Here is a 21,662-nt window from a genome sequence, read left to right on the forward strand (position 1 = left end):
TTAGGCTCCTAATGCTTTTTTTGACTGTTCTACCACGCTTTTAAAAGCGACCGGATCTTCGATAGCCATATTGGATAAGGCTTTGCGGTTTAAAGTGATACCCGCTTTTGCCATTCCATTGATAAAGCGTGAATAACTCATTCCTTCCGCACGAACAGCGGCATTTATTCTGCTGATCCACAAGCGGCGCATATCGCCTTTGCGGTCGCGGCGTGCTTCAAAGCTATGGGTAAGCGCTTTTACAACAGCATCTTTTGCAGCTTTATAGTTTGTACCTCTGCGTCCGCGGAATCCCTTTGCTAACTTTAAAATCTTCTTGCGTCTGTGGATGCGTTTATTTGAACATAACGATCTCGGCATTGTATTCTCCTAAATAATCAAAAATTAATTGGTGCCATAAGGAAGCAGCTGCTTTCTTACTTTTTTGCTGTCAGCTTCGGCTAAAATTCCGGCTTTGCGCAAATCGCGTTTGCGTTGCGGGGATTTCTTGGTCAAAATATGACGCAAATTCATTTGCTTGTACTTTACTTTACCGCTGCCGGTAAACTTAAAACGTTTTGCTGCGGCACTCTTACTCTTCATCTTAGGCATAGTACACCTCGTAAATTATTTCTTTGATTTGGGCGCTAATGTCATTGACATGGTGCGCCCTTCCATTGCCGGAGGTTTTTCTACCGTTAAATCTCCGCCGAGTTTTGCCAGTACGTTATTTAATACGTCCAGCCCCAGCTCGGTATGGGCTAACTCCCGCCCCCGAAAGCGGATTGTTACTTTTACTTTATCGCCGTCATCAAGAAAATCCTGTATATGCCGTGCTTTAAAAGATAGATCATGGTCATTTATCTTAGGCTGCATACGAATTTCTTTGAGAACTTGCAGCTTCTGTTTTTTCTTGGAATCACGGAGCTTTTTTTCCAATTCAAAACGATACTTTCCATAGTCTAAGATCTTGCAAACGGGAGGATCCGCTTGCGGAGCCACTTCAACGAGGTCAAGATTAACGTCTTGAGCCATCCTAAGAGCTTCAAGGGTGGAAACAATGCCCTTTTGCTCCCCTGCATCATCAATTAAACGAACCTCGCGGACACGGATCTGTTCATTAATCCGCAAACCTTTATTCTCCGCCAACTATTCTCCTCCAGTACACTTTTCTTAATGCACATAAAATAAAGTTATAGGTCATAAGTATATCGAATTTTCTTTGAATATGTCAAGATTAGTATCCAAGATAAGCATGGCAAACGTATCCGGCTGTTTTTGGCAGCAACGCAGCAGATAACCCATATATTTCAAGTAGAAATGGGCGCAGAGCGAGGCTGGGATTCCTTCTGGCATTTTCTTAGACTTTTTGGTATAATTACCGATATATCTCATAAGACTATTTGTTTTTTATACGCCTTACCGCTGAGGAGGATTTCGAATGAAAAAATCATTGATACCGTTTATCTTATTCGGCTTAGTAATAATTGCTGCGGGTTGTAAAACTGCTCCGGAGGATAAAAAACCCGAACCGACACCCGTAGAAACTGCAAAAGCCTCTGCCTCGGATACACAGGCAACACAGACTGAAAACAAATCCGAAACAATGCAAAACTCGGCTACTACGGCTATGCTTTCCAATTCAGAAAAGGTCGAACCTAAAAAAAACGAGTCTCAAAAAGCTGAAGCAAAAACGCCTACGTCAACGCAAGTGCCCGCTCAGAAGGTAACACCTCGAAAGACGACAGCTCAATCGGGAAGCGCTGCTAAAAGCAAAACAGCTTCTCAAGTGAAAAATACTCAGACAAAGCCCGCTAAACAGGGTTCGGCGCAGCAGAAACCAGCAAAGTCAAATGTACCCGGTGCATCGGCTGCAAAAAACACTCAAACGAAGTCTTCCAAACAGGGACAAACAGAACAAAAAACATCAAAATCCAAAGCTGTTGGGGAAAAAACACAGAAAAAAGGCACGACTGCAGAGGTAGCCAAAAAAGAAACCGCTAAAACGGCATCTGACAAACAAAACACTGCCGCTAAAGCGGCTCCTGCAAAACAGTCGGAAAACAAAAAAGCCGAAACAAAAGGATCGGCTGCCCATATTGCCGCTGCTCAAATTACGGATATTTTATGGATGATTGAACAGGCTGATGCCTCTTTTGTTTCTAAACAGCACAAAGGCGCCGGAAAAATGTTTGTTACTATGTTCGCAAAATATAAAGGAGCCCTTACCGCTCAAGATTTCCATGAAGCGTTTTTTGCGTCCCCTGCTGATATGTGGAGCCTTGACGAGAAAAATGCGAAAGGGCTGTTGGAGATCAATAAAAAAGATAAATTATTGACGCTGAAGCATCTTGCTGCAGGTGAAGGCGAAGGAGCAGCTGCTCTTGGAAAGTGGTTTGCATCGGTTACCCTTGCAGGACAAAAGCCGTTTGAAAAAGAATTAAATGTAACCGGTATCGACGGACAAGCAGTAACAGGTGCGGCGGGTAAAACAGTAAAGGAGAAATCAAAAAAGACTTCGTTTATTGTCCCCTCTGCAAAAGCGGAGAATGAACAGCAAGCGCTGGCAATGCCGGTTATTCGCTCCGTCTCTCGTGACGCCGATACAATAGAGATTATCTTTTCGGTTAACGATTCTCGGGTTAAAAACGCATACTTCTATTTTGACGTACCGGGAGAAGAATACTATCGCGATTCAGGTTCAATGATCGATGCAACAGGCAAGCCGGTAAACGGATGCCGCTCGTTCTCTACCGATGGGAAAAAATGCCAGTATGTACTCCGCAAAGATGCAACCAATAAAGACTGGTTCGGCAAGGCAACCCAGTGCTTCCTCGTCGTTTCCGATGTAAACCGTGTTGCCTCTCCATGGGAAGAACATCACCGCACTATCAGCGCCGCATCGCGCATCGCAAAATAGCGACTATTGGTAGGGTAAACACATCAGACACTTTTTGAATACCCCGCAGAATAAATAAGCTGTTCAACCAGAATTTCGCCGCTATGCGGCTCAAATGGTCTCACAGCTTATTTATTCTGCGTTCTTACCGATTCTATCTGATGTGTTTACCCTACGGTTTTGAAAAAACTTTCCGTAAGCCTTTTGAAATAGACTGTTAAGCAGTTGTACATCCGTGTACAACTGCTTAACGACGAGATTTGTGCATAACACAAATCTCGCTCCTGTATAAAACCACTGCCATCCTTGGCAGTTTTGATACGTTGAGCGGCGGCACGGATGCCGCTCGTATTAAGCAGAATCAAGTTTGACAATGGTCAAACTTGTGTTCAGCGAAGTACACGGACGTACTTCGCTGAACGAGCGACCCAGTAGATGCGCCGTATATTTCAAAAGGTGTTACTAGGGTAGGTACGCCGTATTTATATTCCGCAACGCATCGAAGAGCTTACGCTTTAACTCATAGTTACCGTCCGTAAGCTTATCCAATCGGGAACGAGCGGTTTTTCTGCCTGAATTATCCTGATAACTGCATGTACAGGTAGAAGAAATATAGCCCTGCATTTCTGCATGACGCACAATCATCGGGATGTCGGCAAGGCAGAGCGGACGGATAAAGGTCAACGGGAATTTATCGAACTTCAGTATCGAAGGCATTGCTGCAAGCTCTCCTTTCGTCAGCGCATTCATCAGCGCCGTTTCGAGGATATCGTCAAGGAATGTGGCAGGCGCGTATTTTCCTTTTACCGTTACCGAATCAGTCTTGCCGTTGCTATTTCCTCCGTCAAGATTGAACGTAAGGGTGATTTCGTTTCTATCATACTCAATTTTTATAACCGTCGAACCGTCTGCAGCTATTGGCTTATTCGTAACTTTTTTTGCCGTAAAACCATGGTACGTTTTTGTTTCTGCCTTTGTGGGTTCACCTGCTTTGCCCTTTTGGGTTACGGTATCGCCTGCAACCTTGGTGTACTTATCGTCTGTGGTATTTTGCTGCCAGTGTTCTACGGTATACTGAACGGTTTTGTCAGATTCATCCTGAGGCGTTTTAACCTTAAAGGATACCGTTACCGTTGTTTTTGCCGTTACCCTGTGGCTATAAGAAGTGGATGCATTCTTCGGTACGGCAGTACCATTAACCGTCCATGTGTCTACTGTATAGCCAGCGAGAGCCTTTGCAGTAAACTCAACAGTTGTGCCTTTTTGCACCACTGTACCGGTGGTAAAAGGTTTCCCGCCTACGGTTGCTTCCAATGTACCGTGTTTGCCGTGTGAAAATGTTACTGTATATGTTTCCGGCCCGCTTACAGTCGGCTTACAGCCGACTACCAGCGATGCAAGCAGCAGCACACCTGCTAACCAACATAAGCGCTTCGTGTTTTTATATAGATGTATATTCATAATTTTCTCCTAATAATAATACAATAGTGATGATTACAAATCTGTGAGAAAAAATGGCGATTATCCGGTATCGAACCAGACTACCTGCTGCGCATTACGGCAGAGGACAGGACATAATGAGAAAAAATAATGCTGTGTGTAAAAAGTAGATAAAAAAAACTATCTAAAGAGTATTCGAGCTGTGAGGATTGTACCGCTGATTACCATTATGTCAAGCCCCTTTTGCAAATATGCGGTATATCTGCATTGTCGCTTCACAAAAAACAGTCCTCGACGTACAACAAGTACGCCTGCGGGTGTTTTTTGTACACTCCTAGCATCTACACCGCCTCTTTGCAAAAGGCTATTTTTAAAAGCTGGGAGTTGCGCTTTGGGATAATGCGGTTGGTGCGGTGGGAGTGCGGTACATCGGATCGGCATAATGTGGTATTTATTATTATAGGCTAACAGGCAGTAAAAAGCAACTCTGTGCTCTGAGCCCAGAATCCCAGCCTCGCAACGATCTTGACTTAACGGGTAAATGTGATATAGTTCTCACTCGCAGATATTTTCATAATTGAGGAGTGTAAAATAAAAGCCATACAAATAGCTCAGGCTTTTATTTACCCAAGTTTGCTTAAGCGCAAACTTGTATATCATCTGCACGTTCTCACTTCGTTGCGAACGTGCGTAAAAAGTCAATCGAAAGTTGACACTTTCTTCTTGACTTTTTATAGGAGTGTAAAATGATAAAATTGGCGACAATTGCCGGTTCCGACGCATCAGGCGGAGCAGGGCTTGAAGCGGATTTAAAAACATTTCAAGAGTATGGCGGATACGGTATGGCAGCGATTACGTTAGTTGCTACCATGAATCCCCACAAGGATTGGAACCATGAAGTATTCCCGATCGGCGAAGATTCACTGAGGGCTCAGCTCGAAACTATTTTTACCGGTATCGGCGTTGATGCGGCAAAAACGGGAATGCTGGCAACTCCTTATGCAATCGAACTTGCTGCCGAATATCTCGGTAAATATAAGGTAGAAAACTACGTTCTTGATCCGGTAATGATTTGTAAAGGCGGAAATCTGCCGCTTAATCCCGAAATCAATGAGCTGCTTATTAAAAAACTGTTGCCGCTTGCAAAGATTATTACACCGAATGTGTTTGAAGCAGGGCAAATTGCCCATATCGATACGCCTTCGACGTTGGAAGAAATTAAAGAGGCTGCAAAACGGATTTATGATATGGGAGTACCGTATGTATTCATTAAGGGCGGTTCCAAATTGAAAGATGCGGAAACTTCCATCGATGTTTTTTACGACGGCAAGGAATTCCGGCATCTTGAAGCGGAGCTGATTAAAACCGAATGGACTCACGGCTGCGGTTGTACCGTTGCTGCTGCAATTACTGCGGGCTTAGGCTTCGGACTTGAACCCTACGAAGCAGCTCTCCGCGCAAAGAAATTTATTACGTTAAGTTTACGGAACGGTTTTGCCCTCAATAGGTGGGTAGGACCGGGCAATCCCGCTGCGTGGCGAAAAGCCTTCAATTAAGAAATTAAGAGAGGAAGAAAAACATGCGTGCAGTTGATATCATTATGAAAAAGCGCGGGTTTCGGGGAACCGGCGCAGGAACGCTCTCTCGGGAAGAAATTGCCTTTTTAGTGAACGGATACGTAGCCGGAGAGATTCCCGACTATCAAATGGCCGCATGGCTGATGGCGGTTTACTTTAATGGTATGACGTTTGATGAAACCGCCGTTCTTACCGATGTAATGCTGCATTCCGGAGCAGTCATGGATTTGTCGGGGATTGAAGGTCCTTTTGTCGATAAACACTCCACCGGCGGCGTCGGAGATAAGCTTTCGCTGCCGCTTGCCCCTATTGTAGCTGCCTGCGGGGTGAAGGTTCCGATGATGAGCGGTCGTGCACTTGGACACACCGGCGGTACGCTCGATAAACTTGAATCGATTACCGGATATAAGACCGGGCTTTCCGTTGAACAATTCCGAAATTACATTAAAAAAAACGGCTTTGCAATGACGGGACAGACAAAAGAAATCGTCCCCGCCGACCGGCTGATTTACGCCTTGCGCGATGTTACCGCGACCGTTGAATCGGTGCCGCTCATTACGGCGAGTATTCTCTCCAAGAAGGTTGCCGAAGGCGCCGAAGCGCTGGTGTTCGATGTAAAATGCGGAAGCGGCGCTTTTATGAAAACGCTGCCCGAAGCTGAAGCGCTCGCAATGAGCCTTGTCGGTACCGGCACCGCGATGGGTAAAAAAGTCATCGCGATGATAACCGATATGTATGAGCCCTTAGGACATGCAGTCGGTAACTTCTTGGAAATGGAAGAAACCTACAATGTTCTGAAAGGCACAGGACCGCATGATGTAACCGACTTAACACTACAGCTTGCAGGCTGGATGCTCGTGCTTGGTCATAAAGCTGTATCAAAAGAAGAAGGAATTCAAAAAGCGCAAGAGGCGCTTCGCAGCGGCAAAGCGCTTGAGCTATTTTTAGAAAATATTACGCTGCAAGGCGGCAATGCGCAGCAGTTTGTTGCCGAATGCGGAAAGCGCCGCAGCCCGCACACCTGCCACATTAAAGCGGAACAAGACGGCTTTATCGCAGATATCGATGCGTTTAAAATCGGTATTGCCGGAGTCAATCTCGGGGTCGGACGCAATAAAACTACCGATGCGGTGTGTCCCGATGCCGGTATGATTCTGCATAAGCACGCAGGCGATGCCGTAAAAAAAGGCGACCTCATCATGGATGTGTACGGCAAGGATGCGGAGTGTCTTCCGACCGCTTCCGATATGATCAAAACAGCGATACGGTATGCAGCGGAGAAGCCGCAAATGCGTCCGTTAGTGTTCAAAGAAATCTCTGCGGCCGACTTGTAGTCGCGCTTCCGGTACCATACAGTGAATTGGGAAAAAAAAGATATAGACCCTAATATTGTTCGATCCATGGCGCAGCAATACGGCTGCACGCCACTTGTTGCATCGATTTTGCTGCGGCGCGGCATTGCCGAAGGGAGCGAGGCGTTTTTTCATCTTGAAAACGATTTGCGCTATGTGCACAATCCCTTTCTTTTTACGAATATGGAGGATGCCGTTGACCGGATACTCGATGCAAAGGAAGAAGGGGAGCGGGTGCTTATTTTCGGAGACCGCGATGTGGACGGGATCACCGCCGTTACCGTGCTCTATGAAGCGCTTACCGATTTAGGTATCCCGACGACATGGCGTATTCCCACCGGCGACGAACCGTACGGACTTTCCTGCGAAGCGGTTGATGCACATGAAGCCGACGGCGGTACCCTCATCATTACCGTAGACTGCGGTATTTCCAATATTCAAGAAGTCGCCTACGCTGCGGAAAAAGGGATTGATGTTATCGTCATCGATCATCACACCCCGCAGGATACGCTTCCCGATGCCGCAGTCATCATTAACTGTAAGGTGCCGGACTCAGGGTATCCTAACGAATACCTTTCGGGATGCGCTACGGCGTGGAAGGTGGTTACCGCCCTGCGCTTCGGACTTCTCGACATTTATAAACAGCAAATTTGCCTATTGAATGTGCGCCCCGTCAACGATGCGTTCGCAGTGGAAGCGATCCATACCGTCAATTTAGTTGAAACAGCTCGAATCACGGAAACGATTATCCCCGGTATGGTTCCGTTTTCCGATACTCGGCTCGGCAGGTTTTTGCAGGGACAGCAGATTTTTGTCTGGGATAAGGAGTTGCAGCTCAAGCAGCTGGAAAAAGTGTTCGGTAAGTCGGTTGAGTTTTATGTGAGCGATTTTAGACTCGAATGTGCAAAGATTGCGCCTCAGCTTGCCGAGATGAGCCTTTTGCGATTAAAGAATTTATCGCGGATTGGCAAGTACAACGACACGCCGATGTCCGAACTCGACGGCTTTTTCAACATCTTTATTACGCTCGTTCAACAAGCGCATAATATGTACGGTGAAAAAGAAAAAAGCGAATTACAGCTTGTCGCGCTTTCGCTGCTTGCAGACTTGATGCAGCTGACCGGAGAAAACCGGATATTGGTAAAACAAGGGCTGGCAGCCATCAATGCCGCGCCACGTGCCGGTCTTTCCGAGTTGATGATAAAACAGGGGCTTATCGGTAAGCACATCGGAACCAACGATATTGCGTGGAATATTACGCCCGTTATCAATGCAACCGGACGGATGGGGAAACCGGAAACGGCAATCAGACTTTTTCTTGAGCAAAACGCAGCGGTACGCAATGAACTTGCAGATGCAGTTATTGCAATGAACGAGGAGCGGAAAGAACTCGGAAAGACCGGCTGGGCAATTGCCGAACCGATTGCGCGGGAAAGTCTTGCAAAATACCGCGAAAAGCTTACCGTTGTCGTAAGCGATAAAATCCACCGCGGCATTACCGGTATTCTTTCAAATAGGCTTGCGGATAAGTTTAACGTGCCGAGTATGGTTATCTGTCTTATGGAAGACGGAACCGCAGTCGGCTCGCTTCGTTCCGCCCGCGGCTATCGGGTGCTTTCTTTGCCGGAAGCATATCCCGATTTTTTCCTCGACTATGGCGGACATTCATTTGCGGCAGGATTCAGCTTAATGCAGGAAAAACTTGCGCCGTTTTTAAAGAAAGTTCAGGAATTTACCGCGGCTATCGAATTTGACGAAAACTCCGAAAATCCTCCGCTTTCCATCGATGCGGAACTCCCTCATGATTATTTAACGCCTGATCTTTTAACCGTGCTCGACACCTTTGAACCCTACGGCGAAGGGTTTCCGGCGCTGCAATTTGCCGCTAAAGGAATCAAACTAACCGCCGCCTCAATTATGGGGAAAACCCAACCGCAGCATTTGCGTCTTACGTTCGATTGCGGAACATATAAATGGACAGCGGTGTATTGGCAGGCAGCGGATAAATTGAATGTTGAATTTAAGATCGGCGACAATATCGATGCCGTATTCACACTAAGCCGGAATACCTTTAACGGCAATACGGTACCTCAAATGGTTATTCAGGATATGCGGAAGACGCAGGGCGCATAAAGCTCAAAGGACTGTTCATAAACTGAGGTTTCTTGATAGCCCCATCATTGTGGTATTATTTTCAGAAGCATCTTTTGCAATAATGCTGCTTGAAAACTTTTGTCGTGAGGCAAACGAAAGGAGAGAATATGGACAGCCAAAACCGGACGGAGACTGTACATCCCGATATCGGCTCGCGTATTCCCGAAAAAGCCGGGAGCGTGGGGCATACGGAAGACGAACGTTTCCTTCGCGAATACAAACAATCCAAGCGAAAAGGGCTGATTGCCTTTATTGCAGTGATTGCGCTGTTGACTTTGGCGTTCATTGCTTCGTTTTGTATCGGACGGTACTCAATTAGTCCTGCGCGGGTGTTACAAAGTATCGGGGGCGGGATCAAAAACGGCGCCGGTGAATTTTCCAAATGGGGAACGGCGGAGGATACGGTTGTTTGGCTGGTGCGGATGCCGCGTATCTGTGCGGCTATGCTGGTGGGGGCTGCGCTGGCGGCGGCCGGCGCGACGTATCAAGGTCTGTTTCGTAACCCGATGGTTTCTCCGGATATTCTGGGAGCCTCGGCCGGCGCGAGTGTCGGCGCGTGTTTTATGATGCTGATGAATCAAAGTTCTGCTATGATTCAAGCAGGAGCTTTTGTAACGGGCATTATAGCGGTTACGCTGTCCTATTTTCTCAGCAAGGCTATAGGCCGAGGCAGTAATATGATTCTACTTTTGGTGCTGTGCGGTATGACCGTCAACACCCTGTTTCAAGCAGTGGTATCCATCATCAAATACCTTGCCGATACGGAATCTCAACTGCCGGAGATGACCTACTGGCTTATGGGCAGCATCGCTAAAGTGAGCTATCGCGATTTATTGTTTTTTCTTATTCCGTTTGCCGTTGGGATTGTACCGATCGTTGCACTGAGATGGAAGCTGAACGTTTTATCCTTCGGAGAGGATGAAGCAAAAGCGATGGGCGTTAATGTAGGCGCCGTGCGCGTAGTTTGCATTATCTGCGCAACCTTACTCACGGCAGCGGTTGTTTCCGTTGCAGGTACAATCGGCTGGGTGGGGCTGATGATTCCTCATCTGGTACGCTTTTTGGTGGGGCCGAACAATAAAACGTTGATTCCCCTGTCATTGCTGACCGGCGGACTTTTCATGCTGATTATCGATAATTTTTGCAGGTCGCTTATGGCCTATGAGATTCCGCTCGGTGTACTGACGTCGCTTTTGGGTGCGCCTTTCTTCATCTTTATTCTCTATAAAAGAAGAGGAGCCGCATAATGGAATTGACGCTCAAACATGTTACCTGCGGTTATGGGACAACGCCGATTCTGAAAGACGTATCGCTGACTCTCCGGCAAGGAGAAATTGTGTGCATTCTCGGCCCGAACGGAATTGGAAAAACGACGGTTTTTCGCTCGGTTTTGGGGTTTTTAAAATTGCTGGAAGGAGAGGTACTATTGGACGGGGTTCCCAGAGACCGGATACGCGCAAGGGATTTTGCCAAATGCGTAGGCTATGTTCCGCAAAGCCATGAGCCGCCCTTTCCTTACTCCGTGCCGGATGTTGTGGTTATGGGGCGTGCCGCACACCTGCGTCCGTTCGAGGCTCCGGGGCTTGAAGAATACCGCATCGTCGATCAGGTTTTGAACATGTTGGAGATTTCCTACCTGCGAGAAAAAACGTATACCCGGATTTCCGGCGGTGAGCGGCAGATGGTTCTCATTGCCCGTGCGTTAGCGCAAAACTCCGGCCTATTGGTTATGGATGAGCCTACTGCCAATCTGGACTTCGGCAATCAGATTCATGTATTGCAGAGTATTAAAAAGCTCACCGCCTCCGGCTTAGGAGTTTTGATGACTACTCACAACCCTGATCATGCCTTTTTGTGCTGCGACAGGGTTATTTTGCTGACAAAAGACAAGCAGGTACTGGAAGGAACCGTTGACGAAATCGTTACTGAAGAAAACCTGCGCAAAGCATACGGCGTAGAGGTTCGGATCACCACGACAGTTACGGAGACCGGAGAAAAGATTCGAAGCTGCGTTCCGCTGTTATGAACCGGCCTGTTTTTCAGTCTGATTTATATAGAAGAAAACCTTGACTGTTTTGAAAGGTTTTCTGTAGATTCAATTTACCTATATCAGGGAATTATTGAGGAGGAAAATGATGAAAAAGATGCTCTCATTGCTGTTATCCGTGATGATGACATTGATGCTGTTTACGGCGTGTACCGCCAAAAACGAGGCGCCTGCCACTCGTACTGTTGTGGATATGTCCGGAACCGAGGTTACAATCCCCGCTCATGTCAACACGTATGTAGAGAGTTGGTTCGCCCACAACGCCGTTGACCTAATGCTGAATAAGGCTGAGGGAATGCTGGTTACCTGTGTCAACAAGAATTCGCAGCCGTGGATGTATATCGTATGTCCGAATTTCTACAAGGCTGTTTCGACTAACTTCTCCGCAGATATGAATCTGGAAGAGATTATAGCCGCCAAGCCCGATGTAGTGTTCGGTTCCAACGAAAAATACCGTGATATGTTCACTGCGGTCGGTATTCCCTTTATCAACTGTTCGTTTAAAACCTATGACGAGATGGTTCGATCCGTACAGCTTACCGCCGAAGTTTTCGGAGGAGATGCTATCGATATTGCTAACCGTTATACGTCCTATCTCAAAGAGCGGTTGGATTGGGTTGCAAAGCGTGTAGGAGATATCCCCGAAGAAAACCGCACAACGGTAGCGCACGGCAATTCTATCTATGAGCTGAACTTCGACGGCGCCAACACCATCATCGATGAGTGGATCAAATATGCCGGCGGTATCAACGCAGCTGCGGAAGGAATGACGGGAAATCTGCAAACCATTTCTATGGAACAGGTGCTGCAGTGGGATCCCGACGTTTTGATTACCGGAAAACCCAAGAAGCAGGTTGATCAGGTTATGTCCGATCCTGCATGGGCAAATCTTAAAGCGGTGAAAAACGGACGGGTGTATTCCAATCCCAAGGGAGTTTTCGCATGGGATCGTTATGGTGTGGAATCCGCACTGCAGCCCCAGTGGTGTGCAAAGCTGCTGTATCCGGAGCTGTTTGAAGATTTTGACATTGCACAGGAACTGAAAAACTTCTATCATACGTTCTTCTACTATGAACTCAGCGATGAGCAGGCGCAGATGATTTTGAATTATGAAACGCCGAAATTAGACTAATTTTCGATCATTCGATAATTTGGAGGTTCTAAATGAAACTAAGTGCAAGAAATCAGTTCCCCGGCACCGTAACTAAGGTAGCCGAGGGAGCCGTCAACGGCATTGTTACGATTGATGTCAACGGAACGTCCGTGTCCGCTACTATCTCTATGAACGCCATACGGGAGCTGGGATTGGCACCGGGTAAAAAGGCCTACGCTGTCATCAAGGCTACAGAGGTTATGGTCGGCCGTGGTGAACACCTGCCCCTGAGCGCCCGCAACCAATTTCCCGGCAAGGTACTGGGAGTAGAAAAGGGCGCCGTCAATTCCATCGTGCGCATCAGTGCACTGGGCGGTTTGACCATCTCCGCAACCATTTCCAACAATGCCGTCGAAGAACTCGGCTTAAAAGAGGGCGAGGCTGCTCTGGCTGTTATCAAGGCTACTTCCGTGATGGTCGGTATCGACTGATTTTCAGGAGCAGGGCAAGCGTATCATACTAATCAACATACCCCGACGCAAGCGTCTGGGTATGTTGTTCTCATAAGGTGGTTGCAGTCGGCTTTAATACCCTTTGTTACGACGCAGAGCGTTGCCGAGGACGGCGGGTATTAAAGCCTCCGCACGAATAAAGAAAAATCGCAGAAAAAGTGGGGGTGTGAGACCATTTGAACCGCAAAGAGGTTCAATTCCGGTTGAACAGCTCCACTTTTTCTGCGGGAATATTAAACAAGCATTTGATGCGCTTGCCCTGCACATCGTTGGTGTTAGCGCCCCTGCCGAGACAAGGTAAGGTTTGCCAGCTCTTTGGGTAAGTCGCTGCCGGTCAGTGTGAGCGTATTATCGTCGTTGCGGGTGTATTGGAGCTTCCACACTGCGTTCATGCTTTCACGGATTTCCTTTTTAGAGCCGTTTGTCCATGTTTCGGTTTCTTTACTTCTTACGGTAAAGGTAACTTCGGTATCGGTAGCAGTCCAGAAACCTTCCCACTCCGTCGATGAAGTAAAGCCTTGCAGCCATTCGATTTCCATGCTGCCGTCGCGGTCAAACTCGACCTTGACTGCCTTATTTTCATCGCGGGCAATCCATTTACCCATAACCGAATTTCCCGTTTGTGCAGCGGCATCGTTCATCATCGGGCGCCGGTTGAACTCTCCGCCTTTGCCGTCAGGTTGCATTTGGCGTTCGTTAAACTCGCCGCTTTTACCGTCATACGGCATCGGGCGTTCCGCAGCTCCGGCATCATTATGATGTTTCCAATCTTTTGAATTCGATTGGTGCGGTTTTGCAAAAACGGCTCCTACCGATAATACCGCAACGATACCGAATGCCGCAGCCTTTTTTACCATTTGTTTGTTCATTTGTATACTCCTAAAAAAATAAAGTACGGTTATTTAAGTTTTCATACCGTCTGTGCACGACTATACCGTATTGTGTTTGCCGTATCATGAAGCCTGCATTGGAAAAAGATTAAAATATTTTAATCGGGAATTTTGACACAAAACGGAAAGAATACGGTATGATACGGTTATGATTACCCATAAGACATTGAGTGTCTCTATCATATCGGTATTTATCTTTCTTATTATGCACAGTGCACTTTTTGCGGATAAACCGAAGGACGCTAAACATACATTTTCGTACCGCGGTATGCGGATGGCAAATGCCGACGGTCTTTTTTATGTTACAAAAATAGAAACCGAAATCGAGCATTCCGACATTATCGAAATAGAGATTAAATTCAATATGCCTGCCGATCCGCGTACACTGCAAAAAAAACATATCAGCATAAACGGTCAGTTTTTACCTGCCGATGCGCTGATTGCTTTTAACAAAGCAGGTGATAAAATAAAAATATTGATTCGGGACTCTTTTTTATCTGCGGGAAAAGATACGCCAAATCGTCCGTTTCATCTTGATTTACCGGAAGCGAAAAGTTTTAATCATATTCCGCTCTATCTTTCACACTTTGATGATATGGAATGCGACAAAGAATATAAATTTACATTTTTGAATATTCCGCCGCAGAAACCCCCTAAGGAAATGCACGAAGAAATGCATAATCATCACCATTATGAATATGTCCGCTTTGAGGAAAAAGATTGATGGCACGAGTATTAATCGTTGAAGATGATTCGGGTATTGCGGAATTCTTACAGCTTGAACTTGAACATGAAGGATATGATATTCTCTACGCCGCAGACGGCAGAACCGCTTTGGATATTTTTGAAAAGAATACGCCGGATCTTGTGCTGCTCGACATCATGCTTCCTCAGTTGAATGGACTTGAAGTGTTGCGGCGAATCAGAAAAACGTCGAATACACCGGTTATTATGCTCACCGCGCGGGGGGATACATTCGATAAGGTGAGCGGTCTTGATTCCGGGGCGGATGACTATCTTGCAAAACCGTTTGAGATTGAAGAGCTGCTTGCGCGGATGAGGGCTGTGATGCGCCGGAATAATGCACAGGGAATAACGCCGTTAAAACTGCGCGGTATCGAACTTAATCCGAACAGTATGGAAGTAACGGTAAACAAAGAACGGGTTATGTTGTCGAAAACCGAATACCTTTTGTTGAAGACATTGCTTGAACACAAGAACACCGTTTTAAGCCGCGATACCATCATCAATACGGTATGGGGTGCAGATCATTACATCGATGAAAATTCGGTCGATGTGTATGTGCGATATTTGCGTGCAAAAATCGATGACAAAACCGGTGAGGAATACATCTCTACGGTACGCGGCGTCGGCTATGTTATACGGGACACCGGCAATGCAAGCATCTGATTCACCGGTACGGCAGCTCCGCATATCGACGGTACGGCAGCTTTCACTGCGCTTCTCTCTTTTGTTTGCCGTGATGATTGCCCTTTTTTCCGCCGGTATTATTGTGCTGCTTCGTTCCGGCGTTAGGCAGCAGCAAAACCGCGAACTTATTTCCGCCGCTCGAATTATTGCCGAAGCACTGAAGAACGGCCGCGTACAAGAAATTGATGCGGAGCTTCCGTATTATATTACGTTTTCCGTGTATCAGAGCGGCACGCAGGAAGTGATTGCAACGAACGACCCTTTTTTACCGATGCTGCCGGTAACACCCCGCCGTGCAGAACGGTATACGGCAAAGCAATACTTTATCGACGGCGATTTAAATATTCTCTACTATGCAGTATCCGTTCATGCGGGGGAGGCTTACGTTATACAGACGGCGTTGAATATGGATTCCGATACGGCGGAGTCCATTATTTCCGGCATACCGAGCATTCTCGCCGTGGTTACCGTCCCGTTGCTGCTGCTTTCGTACATCGCGGTGTTTTTTATGACAAAACGTACAATGCGAAGCGTTCGTGCTATGACCGATGCGGCAAAGAACATCAGCGGCTCCAATTTAACCGACCGGCTTCCCGTTACGGATAAGGACGACGACTTTGATGTCCTTGCAAAAACATTGAACGATTTGCTTTCCCGCCTGCAAACCGATTTTGAACGGGAGCGCCGGTTTACAGCTGATGTGTCGCACGAGTTAAAAACACCGCTTGCCGTAATTCTCGGTCATGCCAATCTGCTGCGTCGTTGGGGAAAGCACGATCCCGACCGTTTGGAAAAATCGCTTTCGGCACTGATCCGCGAAGCACATTCGATGGAAGCTATTATCGAAAATTTGCTGCAAATGACCCGGCTTGAAAACGGGCATATACGGATTCATAAAACGCCTGTTCCCGTTGCCGAATTTTTTACGCGGCTTATCGACAGTACACAAAGCTACGCACCGAATGTGAGCTTTACCGAAAGTATTGGGGTGCCAACTATTTACACGGATGAGGCGCTGCTTCATCAAGTATGTACCATTATAATTTCCAACAGCGTCAAATTTGCCGGAGAATATACTCATATCGAACTTTCGGTACAGCCGCTTTTAGAAGCAGAGCGCCTTCCTGATGCGCCTGCATCGGAAGGCGCATATATTATTTCGATTTCGGATAACGGTCCGGGAATTGCGCAAGATATACTGCTACATATATTTGAGCGCTTTTACCGCGGAGATGCCGCACATACGAGAGGTGCAGGCGGTGCGGGACTTGGATTGTCGATAGCGGCAAGCATTGTGCATGCGCTCGGCGGTTCAATCAGTGCCGTAAATACTCAAGACACAGGCGCCTGTATAATGCTGCAGCTGCCGTGATTCCTAATTAAGGCAACCGTACCAGAAATAATTTAAGCGGTTGCCTTCCTTTTGTGTGAAATTTTATTCAAAATTTCGCACATTTTTTTAGCAGATGAAACAGGTAAACATATTAGGCAAAGTAGAGCAAAAGCGCAAAATAATTGGGGCTGTGAGACCATTTGAACAGCGAAGTGGTTCAACTCTGGTCGAACAGTCCTAATTATTTTGCGGGGCTGTTAAAAAAATCGCCTAATGCGTTTATCATGGCACGCAGGACGTTCCCTTGACAAAAAATACCGAGAATATACACTATAGGTAATCATTAATATATCGGCAGGTCGTTGAAAGACGTTCCTTCAGGTTATAAGCTATTCTAAAAATATAGGACATTGTGATGAGCGAAATCGAAGATGAAAAGTTAGAAACAGTACATACACAGACAGCAAAATTCCCTTATATGCTGCAAATTGTTTCCCTTGTTATTTTGGCTGCATTGATGTTTATGCCGTTCGGCATGGATAAAATGGATCTGCTCAATTATGAGCAAACTCCGCAGCTCTTGTACCCGTTTACGGTTCTATTCTCAGGGTTAGTACAAAGGAATTTACATTTTTTTTATATAAGCTGTTTCTCCTTTTTTTTATTGCCCGTAGCATTTCTCATTATTTTAACTTCTATCTTTAATAAAAAAATAACACAGAATATTGTTATTATTTCTGCTTTTGTTGCAGTAACATTTTATCTTGCAGCTGCTATTTCGGGGATGATGACATTTGCCAACACTATACGCTGGTTTCAGGGGTTAAGTATTTTAGTATACGTTGCTTTTTTTACTGCTTTTATTTTTCATGTCTTTTTAATCAGTCGCGGGATTTCTTTGATAAAAGCAAATAATGAGGCGTACTCTGAATACAAACAGCTGATTTTGGAAGATGAAAAAACGGATAAACTGAATAAACCACAGGTAAGCACTAAATCGGGAACAATAGTAGCCGAACAACCGGAAGGAAAAAGATTCAATATAAATATAAAAGAACAGATCAAAAATTTGATCGAGCGAGTAAAAGATCCTGACAAGAAAACGCATCTAAAAAATAAAATCGCAGCGGTGATTCTTGTTACAATTATTGTTATTATTTCTGTCTTTATTTATACGGATTTAAAGAACTACAAATTGCTTTTAACGCAAAATGTCAATACAACCGGTAAGAATCAAGCCGAACAGGTCGCTGCCATTTATGATTTTTCAGATGGGCTTCATGCAAAAATAAGCGCCTTTCTTGAAGGCATAAAAAAGACAAATGCATCTTCTCCATTTCCGCATCGCCGTGTAGATATTATTACAACAGACAGTAACGAGCCGGTGTTTCTTGATAAGATTAATGACACTACAGTACTTCCCGATTTCAATGTATTCTCGTATACAACGGAGCAGGGGGCGGTGCGTAATATACCGGCAGAAGAAAAACGCATTACTGCGGAAGAAGCTGCTCTTTACATACAACATTTTCAAAATACACTCACGCGAAGCCAGCCTATTTATAAACCGGAAAAGGGTTCCTGTATATATATATATCCCATAACCTTTTCGCGCAAAGACGGTCAAAGGCTGGTTGGTTTCGCCGTTGTAACATATATGAAAGAAATACTGGAGCGTCCGTATTTTCAAGCAAAAGTATTTATCTTTGCACTTGCAGCAGTTTTTGCATACGCTGCAATTATCATTACACTTTTCCTTGCCGATTTTATTGCCGAGCCTATTATTCAGCTTTGCGTAAATATTAGAAAAACGACCAATATCTTAAACGAAATATTTTCAGGCAATGCAAAGGTTGAGGCAAACAGACTTGTGTTTGACGATAATCTTAAAACACACGACGAAATTCAGACTCTTTCAAAAGAAATAAAAAATATTATTACGCTTGTGCGCGGAATGCTGCCATATATTTCGTTCCACACCCTTCGGAATGCAGAAAAAGATGCTGGTTCTAAAAGTATCTCGCGGAATCTTTGTTTCCTTTTTACCGATATTAGAGGTTTTACCAAGCTTTGTGAAAAAATGCCGGCGCGAGAGGTCATATCGATGTTAAATCGCTATCTTAATATTGAAACTAAAATTATTTTTGATAACGGCGGCGATGTTGATAAATATGTCGGGGACGAAATGATGGCTTTTTTTGCAGGTCCTAGAAAAGAGATAAATGCCTGTAAGGCAGCGATGGAAATACGGCAAGCGCTCTATCGTGAACACCAAGCTGCTATAAAAGTAGGGAGAGAACCTGTTTCTCTTGGTATCGGGATAAATACAGGATATGTTGTATTCGGTCCTGTCGGTTCCGAAACAAGAAAAGATTTTACTTCCATCGGCGATACGGTTAATTTGGCGGCGCGGCTTGAAGGCGCAAATAAACAATATGGATCAAAGACTATTATTTCTGAAGCCGTCTACAACAATCTGGGCAATGCGTTTATTTGCCGTGAACTTGATTATATAACGGTAAAAGGGAAAATGGAAGTTGTGCGTATTTTTGAAATTTTACAGGAAACCAAAAAAAATACCAGTGATAAAATTTATGATTTAAAAAAGCTTTTTGAAACGGGTCTTGACTATTATCGGCAGCGGAAATGGAAGACTGCCGAAAAATATTTTATGGAATGCGTAGAAAAATATAACGACCAGCCGGCAAAAGTATTCTTAGAAAGAATATCGCATTACCGAAGCTCTCCACCTCCGGCAGACTGGAAGGGTGTTTTTGTTATGCGGGTGAAATAAATAGCAGGAAAGCTTTTATACACTGCATTTTTTAGAGTTTCTCTGCGATATTTACCAAATATATTACGAGCCAACATCCCCGACGCAGAGCATACGTTGCACAGCAATAAGGGGTTAACCCCTCTGCACGAATAAAAAAGCGCCGATTAATCTTGACGGTTAATCGGCGCTTTTTTATTTTCAGCTTTTATCTTAACTTAAAACTTATAGCGTAAAGTCGATAGTGTTTGTCCTTCACGCTGTACATCGAACCACACTTCTTTTTTGATCTTTGATAATTCACGATAGAATTCGCGCATATTGGTTACCGGTACATCATTTACCGCAGTAATAATATCACCTGATTTAAGCCCGATAATAACGGCGGGCGTTTTATTGGTAATGTTGGTTACCAGCACGCCTGTTTGTTTTTTATCAAGCTTTAATTTATCGCGTATTTCATCACTGAGTTCGTAACCGATAAATCCCGGCCATAATTTCGACGAGTCGGTAACGATTTTCTGATTCCGCTCTTCAATCTTTACAGAGAATGTTTGTTCTTTACCATCGCGGATAACCACAAATTCAGCGGTAGTGTTGCTACGAAGATCGCCGACATCGCGGACAAGTTGATCGACGCTCTTAACCTCTTTACCGTTCAGCTTAACGACAAAATCGCCCGGACGGATGCCGCCTTTAAATGCAGGAGACCCTAAGAAGATGTCGATAGCCAAAGCGCCGGTTTTTTCACCGAGCCCCAGAGCTTCCATAACCGTTTCGTCGGCGCTCGTCAGTTGGACACCAACCCATCCATATTTCAATTTACCGTCGGAAATAAGTGAGTCGATTGCTCCTTTGACGTTGTTGATCGGAATGGAAAAACCAAGTCCCTGTGACCCTCCGCTTGATGATGCAATCCACGTGTTAATACCGATGACCTGTCCGTAGATGTTGACGAGCGGACCACCGGAGTTTCCCTGATTGATGGCGGCATCGGTTTGGATAAAGTCGTTGATGTTATTATTCGGACCGCCCGACCGCCCGACCGCGCTGACCATACCGCGGGTAACCGTCGAAACATACCCGAGCGGAGAACCGACAGCAAAGACAATATCGCCAACCTCTACCGCATCGGAATTTCCCAATTCAGCAATAGCAATATCTTTTTCGGTGGATTCAAATGAAACCAGTGCAATATCTCGTCGCTGATCTCCGCCGACCAGTTTTCCTTCTGCGGTATGTCCGTTATATAACTTGACGATAATCTTTTCCGCTGTACCGGTAACATGCTGATTAGTCAGCACATAATAGGTATTGCCGTTCTTACGAACGATAACACCCGAACCCATCCCTTCTGATTTATATTCTTGCTCGCCGCTATCGTTCCCTTCTGATTTTTCACCGTTATTCTGATTAGGCATTCCAAAAAAGAACCACGGAAAACCGTCTCCCGAAAGGGGATTGCGGACTTTTTTAATTTCCGTAACCGATAGCGTTACTACTGACGGTAAAATTGCCGCCGATACTTGCCGGTTCGCACTTTGCAGCCCTTCCAACAAGGAAATCGTCTCTTTTGTAATTGCTTCCGAATGCTTTGTGTCAGCATATACTGTTGTTGCAGAAGCAGGACTTGCAGAGCAGGATGATACAAAAATCATTACAACCATGCTCAACAGTGCGGTAAATGACAGTACCGTTTGAAATCTTTGTCTTAAATGCATACGTTTACCTCCAACATAAGAACGCCGCGAAAGAATTTTCACAGCCTCTGTAATTTCGCAAATAAAAAATAAAGCCGAGGAAAACTTCTTAAACATATAAAATACTATTATGATACACGTATCGGCTAGAGCAATCGCATTAAAAAATTTTTAGCGATTGTCTTCCTTCTGTGCGAAATTTCATAGGTATAAGGTGAGCGTCTACAATGATGCCTTCATCAACTGATGAACATCCCTGTCCATCAGTTGATAACGAATTTTGGCAAAGCCAAAATATCGCTTCTGCTCTAACCACCGCCGTCCGTGGCGGATGTATTAACCGTCAAGTTTTCTTTCGAAAACTTGCGTATTGATGTGTGCGCTTTTCGCGCACGAATGCAACAGTTTCCAAAATTCATATTTTGTTCAACTGTTGCATTTTAAGGAAATAAAATTTCGCACATTTTTCCAGCAAAGGGGTA

17 protein-coding genes and 2 pseudogenes are annotated in these 21,662 nt (G+C 45.4%); 12 read left to right on the top strand and 7 right to left on the bottom strand.

Annotated elements, in window-relative coordinates; genetic code table 11:
* Genes rplT through infC form a run of 3 tightly spaced genes read right to left on the bottom strand, consistent with a single transcriptional unit; the run spans position 1 to position 1,128 of the window.
* Complete coding sequence (gene rplT, locus ABK01_RS01790) at positions 1-360, bottom strand: 50S ribosomal protein L20 (protein ID WP_016522921.1); 360 nt, start codon at positions 358-360, stop codon at positions 1-3.
* A gap of 24 nt (positions 361-384) precedes the next feature.
* Positions 385-591 (bottom strand): 50S ribosomal protein L35, encoded by a 207-nt coding sequence (rpmI, locus tag ABK01_RS01795; protein ID WP_016522922.1) that lies wholly within the window; start codon positions 589-591, stop codon positions 385-387.
* 15 nt (positions 592-606) lie between these two features.
* Positions 607-1,128: a translation initiation factor IF-3 gene (infC, locus tag ABK01_RS01800; RefSeq protein ID WP_016522923.1), complete on the bottom strand. Its 522-nt coding sequence runs from the start codon at positions 1,126-1,128 to the stop codon at positions 607-609.
* Between the two features lie 292 nt (positions 1,129-1,420).
* Here infC and ABK01_RS01805 point away from each other — a divergent pair, with 292 nt between their 5' ends.
* On the top strand, positions 1,421-2,899 hold the full coding sequence (locus ABK01_RS01805; RefSeq protein ID WP_253676020.1) for a hypothetical protein: 1,479 nt from the start codon (positions 1,421-1,423) through the stop codon (positions 2,897-2,899).
* A gap of 441 nt (positions 2,900-3,340) precedes the next feature.
* On the opposite strand, the pseudogene ABK01_RS11765 reads toward ABK01_RS01805, so the two are convergent.
* Both ABK01_RS11765 and ABK01_RS11770 read right to left on the bottom strand, forming a co-directional pair.
* Positions 3,341-3,661, bottom strand: a pseudogene (locus tag ABK01_RS11765) (tRNA 2-thiocytidine biosynthesis protein TtcA); the annotation flags it as partial.
* 387 nt (positions 3,662-4,048) lie between these two features.
* A pseudogene (locus ABK01_RS11770) lies at positions 4,049-4,339 on the bottom strand (hypothetical protein); the annotation flags it as partial.
* Between the two features lie 725 nt (positions 4,340-5,064).
* Between ABK01_RS11770 and thiD the strand changes: the two are divergent.
* The 7 genes from thiD to ABK01_RS01845 all read left to right on the top strand — a co-directional run bounded on the left by thiD (position 5,065) and on the right by ABK01_RS01845 (position 13,032).
* On the top strand, positions 5,065-5,874 hold the full coding sequence (thiD, locus tag ABK01_RS01815) for a bifunctional hydroxymethylpyrimidine kinase/phosphomethylpyrimidine kinase (RefSeq protein WP_253676023.1): 810 nt from the start codon (positions 5,065-5,067) through the stop codon (positions 5,872-5,874).
* Between the two features lie 23 nt (positions 5,875-5,897).
* Positions 5,898-7,229, top strand: a complete 1,332-nt coding sequence (locus tag ABK01_RS01820; RefSeq protein WP_253676025.1) for a thymidine phosphorylase — start codon at positions 5,898-5,900, stop codon at positions 7,227-7,229.
* A gap of 21 nt (positions 7,230-7,250) precedes the next feature.
* Positions 7,251-9,380, top strand: a complete 2,130-nt coding sequence (gene recJ, locus ABK01_RS01825; protein WP_253676027.1) for a single-stranded-DNA-specific exonuclease RecJ — start codon at positions 7,251-7,253, stop codon at positions 9,378-9,380.
* 128 nt (positions 9,381-9,508) lie between these two features.
* Positions 9,509-10,648, top strand: a complete 1,140-nt coding sequence (locus ABK01_RS01830; RefSeq protein ID WP_253676029.1) for a FecCD family ABC transporter permease — start codon at positions 9,509-9,511, stop codon at positions 10,646-10,648.
* Positions 10,648-11,427: an ABC transporter ATP-binding protein gene (locus tag ABK01_RS01835; protein WP_253676031.1), complete on the top strand. Its 780-nt coding sequence runs from the start codon at positions 10,648-10,650 to the stop codon at positions 11,425-11,427. The genes ABK01_RS01830 and ABK01_RS01835 overlap by 1 nt, the downstream gene beginning before the upstream one ends.
* A 106-nt stretch (positions 11,428-11,533) precedes the next feature.
* Positions 11,534-12,580, top strand: coding sequence for an ABC transporter substrate-binding protein (locus ABK01_RS01840; RefSeq protein WP_253676033.1), 1,047 nt, complete (start codon positions 11,534-11,536; stop codon positions 12,578-12,580).
* 32 nt (positions 12,581-12,612) lie between these two features.
* Positions 12,613-13,032, top strand: coding sequence for a TOBE domain-containing protein (locus ABK01_RS01845; protein WP_253676034.1), 420 nt, complete (start codon positions 12,613-12,615; stop codon positions 13,030-13,032).
* A 296-nt stretch (positions 13,033-13,328) separates the two neighbouring features.
* On the opposite strand, the gene ABK01_RS01850 is transcribed toward ABK01_RS01845, so the two are convergent.
* The gene (locus ABK01_RS01850; RefSeq protein ID WP_253676035.1) at positions 13,329-13,922 is read right to left on the bottom strand and encodes a hypothetical protein; all 594 of its coding nucleotides are present in this window, start codon (positions 13,920-13,922) and stop codon (positions 13,329-13,331) included.
* A 169-nt stretch (positions 13,923-14,091) separates the two neighbouring features.
* Between ABK01_RS01850 and ABK01_RS01855 the strand changes: the two genes are divergently transcribed.
* The 4 genes from ABK01_RS01855 to ABK01_RS01870 all read left to right on the top strand — a co-directional run bounded on the left by ABK01_RS01855 (position 14,092) and on the right by ABK01_RS01870 (position 19,501).
* Complete coding sequence (locus ABK01_RS01855) at positions 14,092-14,667, top strand: hypothetical protein (RefSeq protein WP_253676036.1); 576 nt, start codon at positions 14,092-14,094, stop codon at positions 14,665-14,667.
* Entirely contained in the window at positions 14,667-15,353 is a 687-nt protein-coding gene (locus ABK01_RS01860; protein ID WP_253676037.1) for a response regulator transcription factor, read from the top strand. The genes ABK01_RS01855 and ABK01_RS01860 overlap by 1 nt, the downstream gene beginning before the upstream one ends.
* Entirely contained in the window at positions 15,340-16,746 is a 1,407-nt protein-coding gene (locus tag ABK01_RS01865; RefSeq protein ID WP_371922027.1) for a sensor histidine kinase, read from the top strand. Before ABK01_RS01860 ends, ABK01_RS01865 begins: the two co-directional genes overlap by 14 nt.
* A 376-nt stretch (positions 16,747-17,122) precedes the next feature.
* Entirely contained in the window at positions 17,123-19,501 is a 2,379-nt protein-coding gene (locus ABK01_RS01870) for an adenylate/guanylate cyclase domain-containing protein (protein ID WP_253676040.1), read from the top strand.
* Between the two features lie 197 nt (positions 19,502-19,698).
* Here the strand turns inward: ABK01_RS01870 and ABK01_RS01875 are convergent, their stop codons facing one another.
* Positions 19,699-21,201, bottom strand: coding sequence for a Do family serine endopeptidase (locus tag ABK01_RS01875; RefSeq protein WP_253676042.1), 1,503 nt, complete (start codon positions 21,199-21,201; stop codon positions 19,699-19,701).
* Between the last annotated feature and the right edge of the window lie 461 nt (positions 21,202-21,662).

The sequence above is a fragment of the Treponema sp. OMZ 305 genome, from assembly GCF_024181325.1.
Classification (GTDB): domain Bacteria; phylum Spirochaetota; class Spirochaetia; order Treponematales; family Treponemataceae; genus Treponema.

Bases quoted from the DNA above. Each gene is read 5' to 3' on its own strand.
- rplT (WP_016522921.1), bottom strand. From the start codon at position 360: ATGCCGAGATCGTTATGTTCAAATAAACGCATCCACAGACGCAAGAAG.
- rpmI (WP_016522922.1), bottom strand. From the start codon at position 591: ATGCCTAAGATGAAGAGTAAGAGTGCCGCAGCAAAACGTTTTAAGTTT.
- ABK01_RS01805 (WP_253676020.1), top strand. From the start codon at position 1,421: ATGAAAAAATCATTGATACCGTTTATCTTATTCGGCTTAGTAATAATT.
- thiD (WP_253676023.1), top strand. From the start codon at position 5,065: ATGATAAAATTGGCGACAATTGCCGGTTCCGACGCATCAGGCGGAGCA.
- ABK01_RS01820 (WP_253676025.1), top strand. From the start codon at position 5,898: ATGCGTGCAGTTGATATCATTATGAAAAAGCGCGGGTTTCGGGGAACC.
- ABK01_RS01830 (WP_253676029.1), top strand. From the start codon at position 9,509: ATGGACAGCCAAAACCGGACGGAGACTGTACATCCCGATATCGGCTCG.
- ABK01_RS01835 (WP_253676031.1), top strand. From the start codon at position 10,648: ATGGAATTGACGCTCAAACATGTTACCTGCGGTTATGGGACAACGCCG.
- ABK01_RS01840 (WP_253676033.1), top strand. From the start codon at position 11,534: ATGATGAAAAAGATGCTCTCATTGCTGTTATCCGTGATGATGACATTG.
- ABK01_RS01845 (WP_253676034.1), top strand. From the start codon at position 12,613: ATGAAACTAAGTGCAAGAAATCAGTTCCCCGGCACCGTAACTAAGGTA.
- ABK01_RS01850 (WP_253676035.1), bottom strand. From the start codon at position 13,922: ATGAACAAACAAATGGTAAAAAAGGCTGCGGCATTCGGTATCGTTGCG.
- ABK01_RS01855 (WP_253676036.1), top strand. From the start codon at position 14,092: ATGATTACCCATAAGACATTGAGTGTCTCTATCATATCGGTATTTATC.
- ABK01_RS01860 (WP_253676037.1), top strand. From the start codon at position 14,667: ATGGCACGAGTATTAATCGTTGAAGATGATTCGGGTATTGCGGAATTC.
- ABK01_RS01865 (WP_371922027.1), top strand. From the start codon at position 15,340: ATGCAAGCATCTGATTCACCGGTACGGCAGCTCCGCATATCGACGGTA.
- ABK01_RS01870 (WP_253676040.1), top strand. From the start codon at position 17,123: ATGAGCGAAATCGAAGATGAAAAGTTAGAAACAGTACATACACAGACA.
- ABK01_RS01875 (WP_253676042.1), bottom strand. From the start codon at position 21,201: ATGCATTTAAGACAAAGATTTCAAACGGTACTGTCATTTACCGCACTG.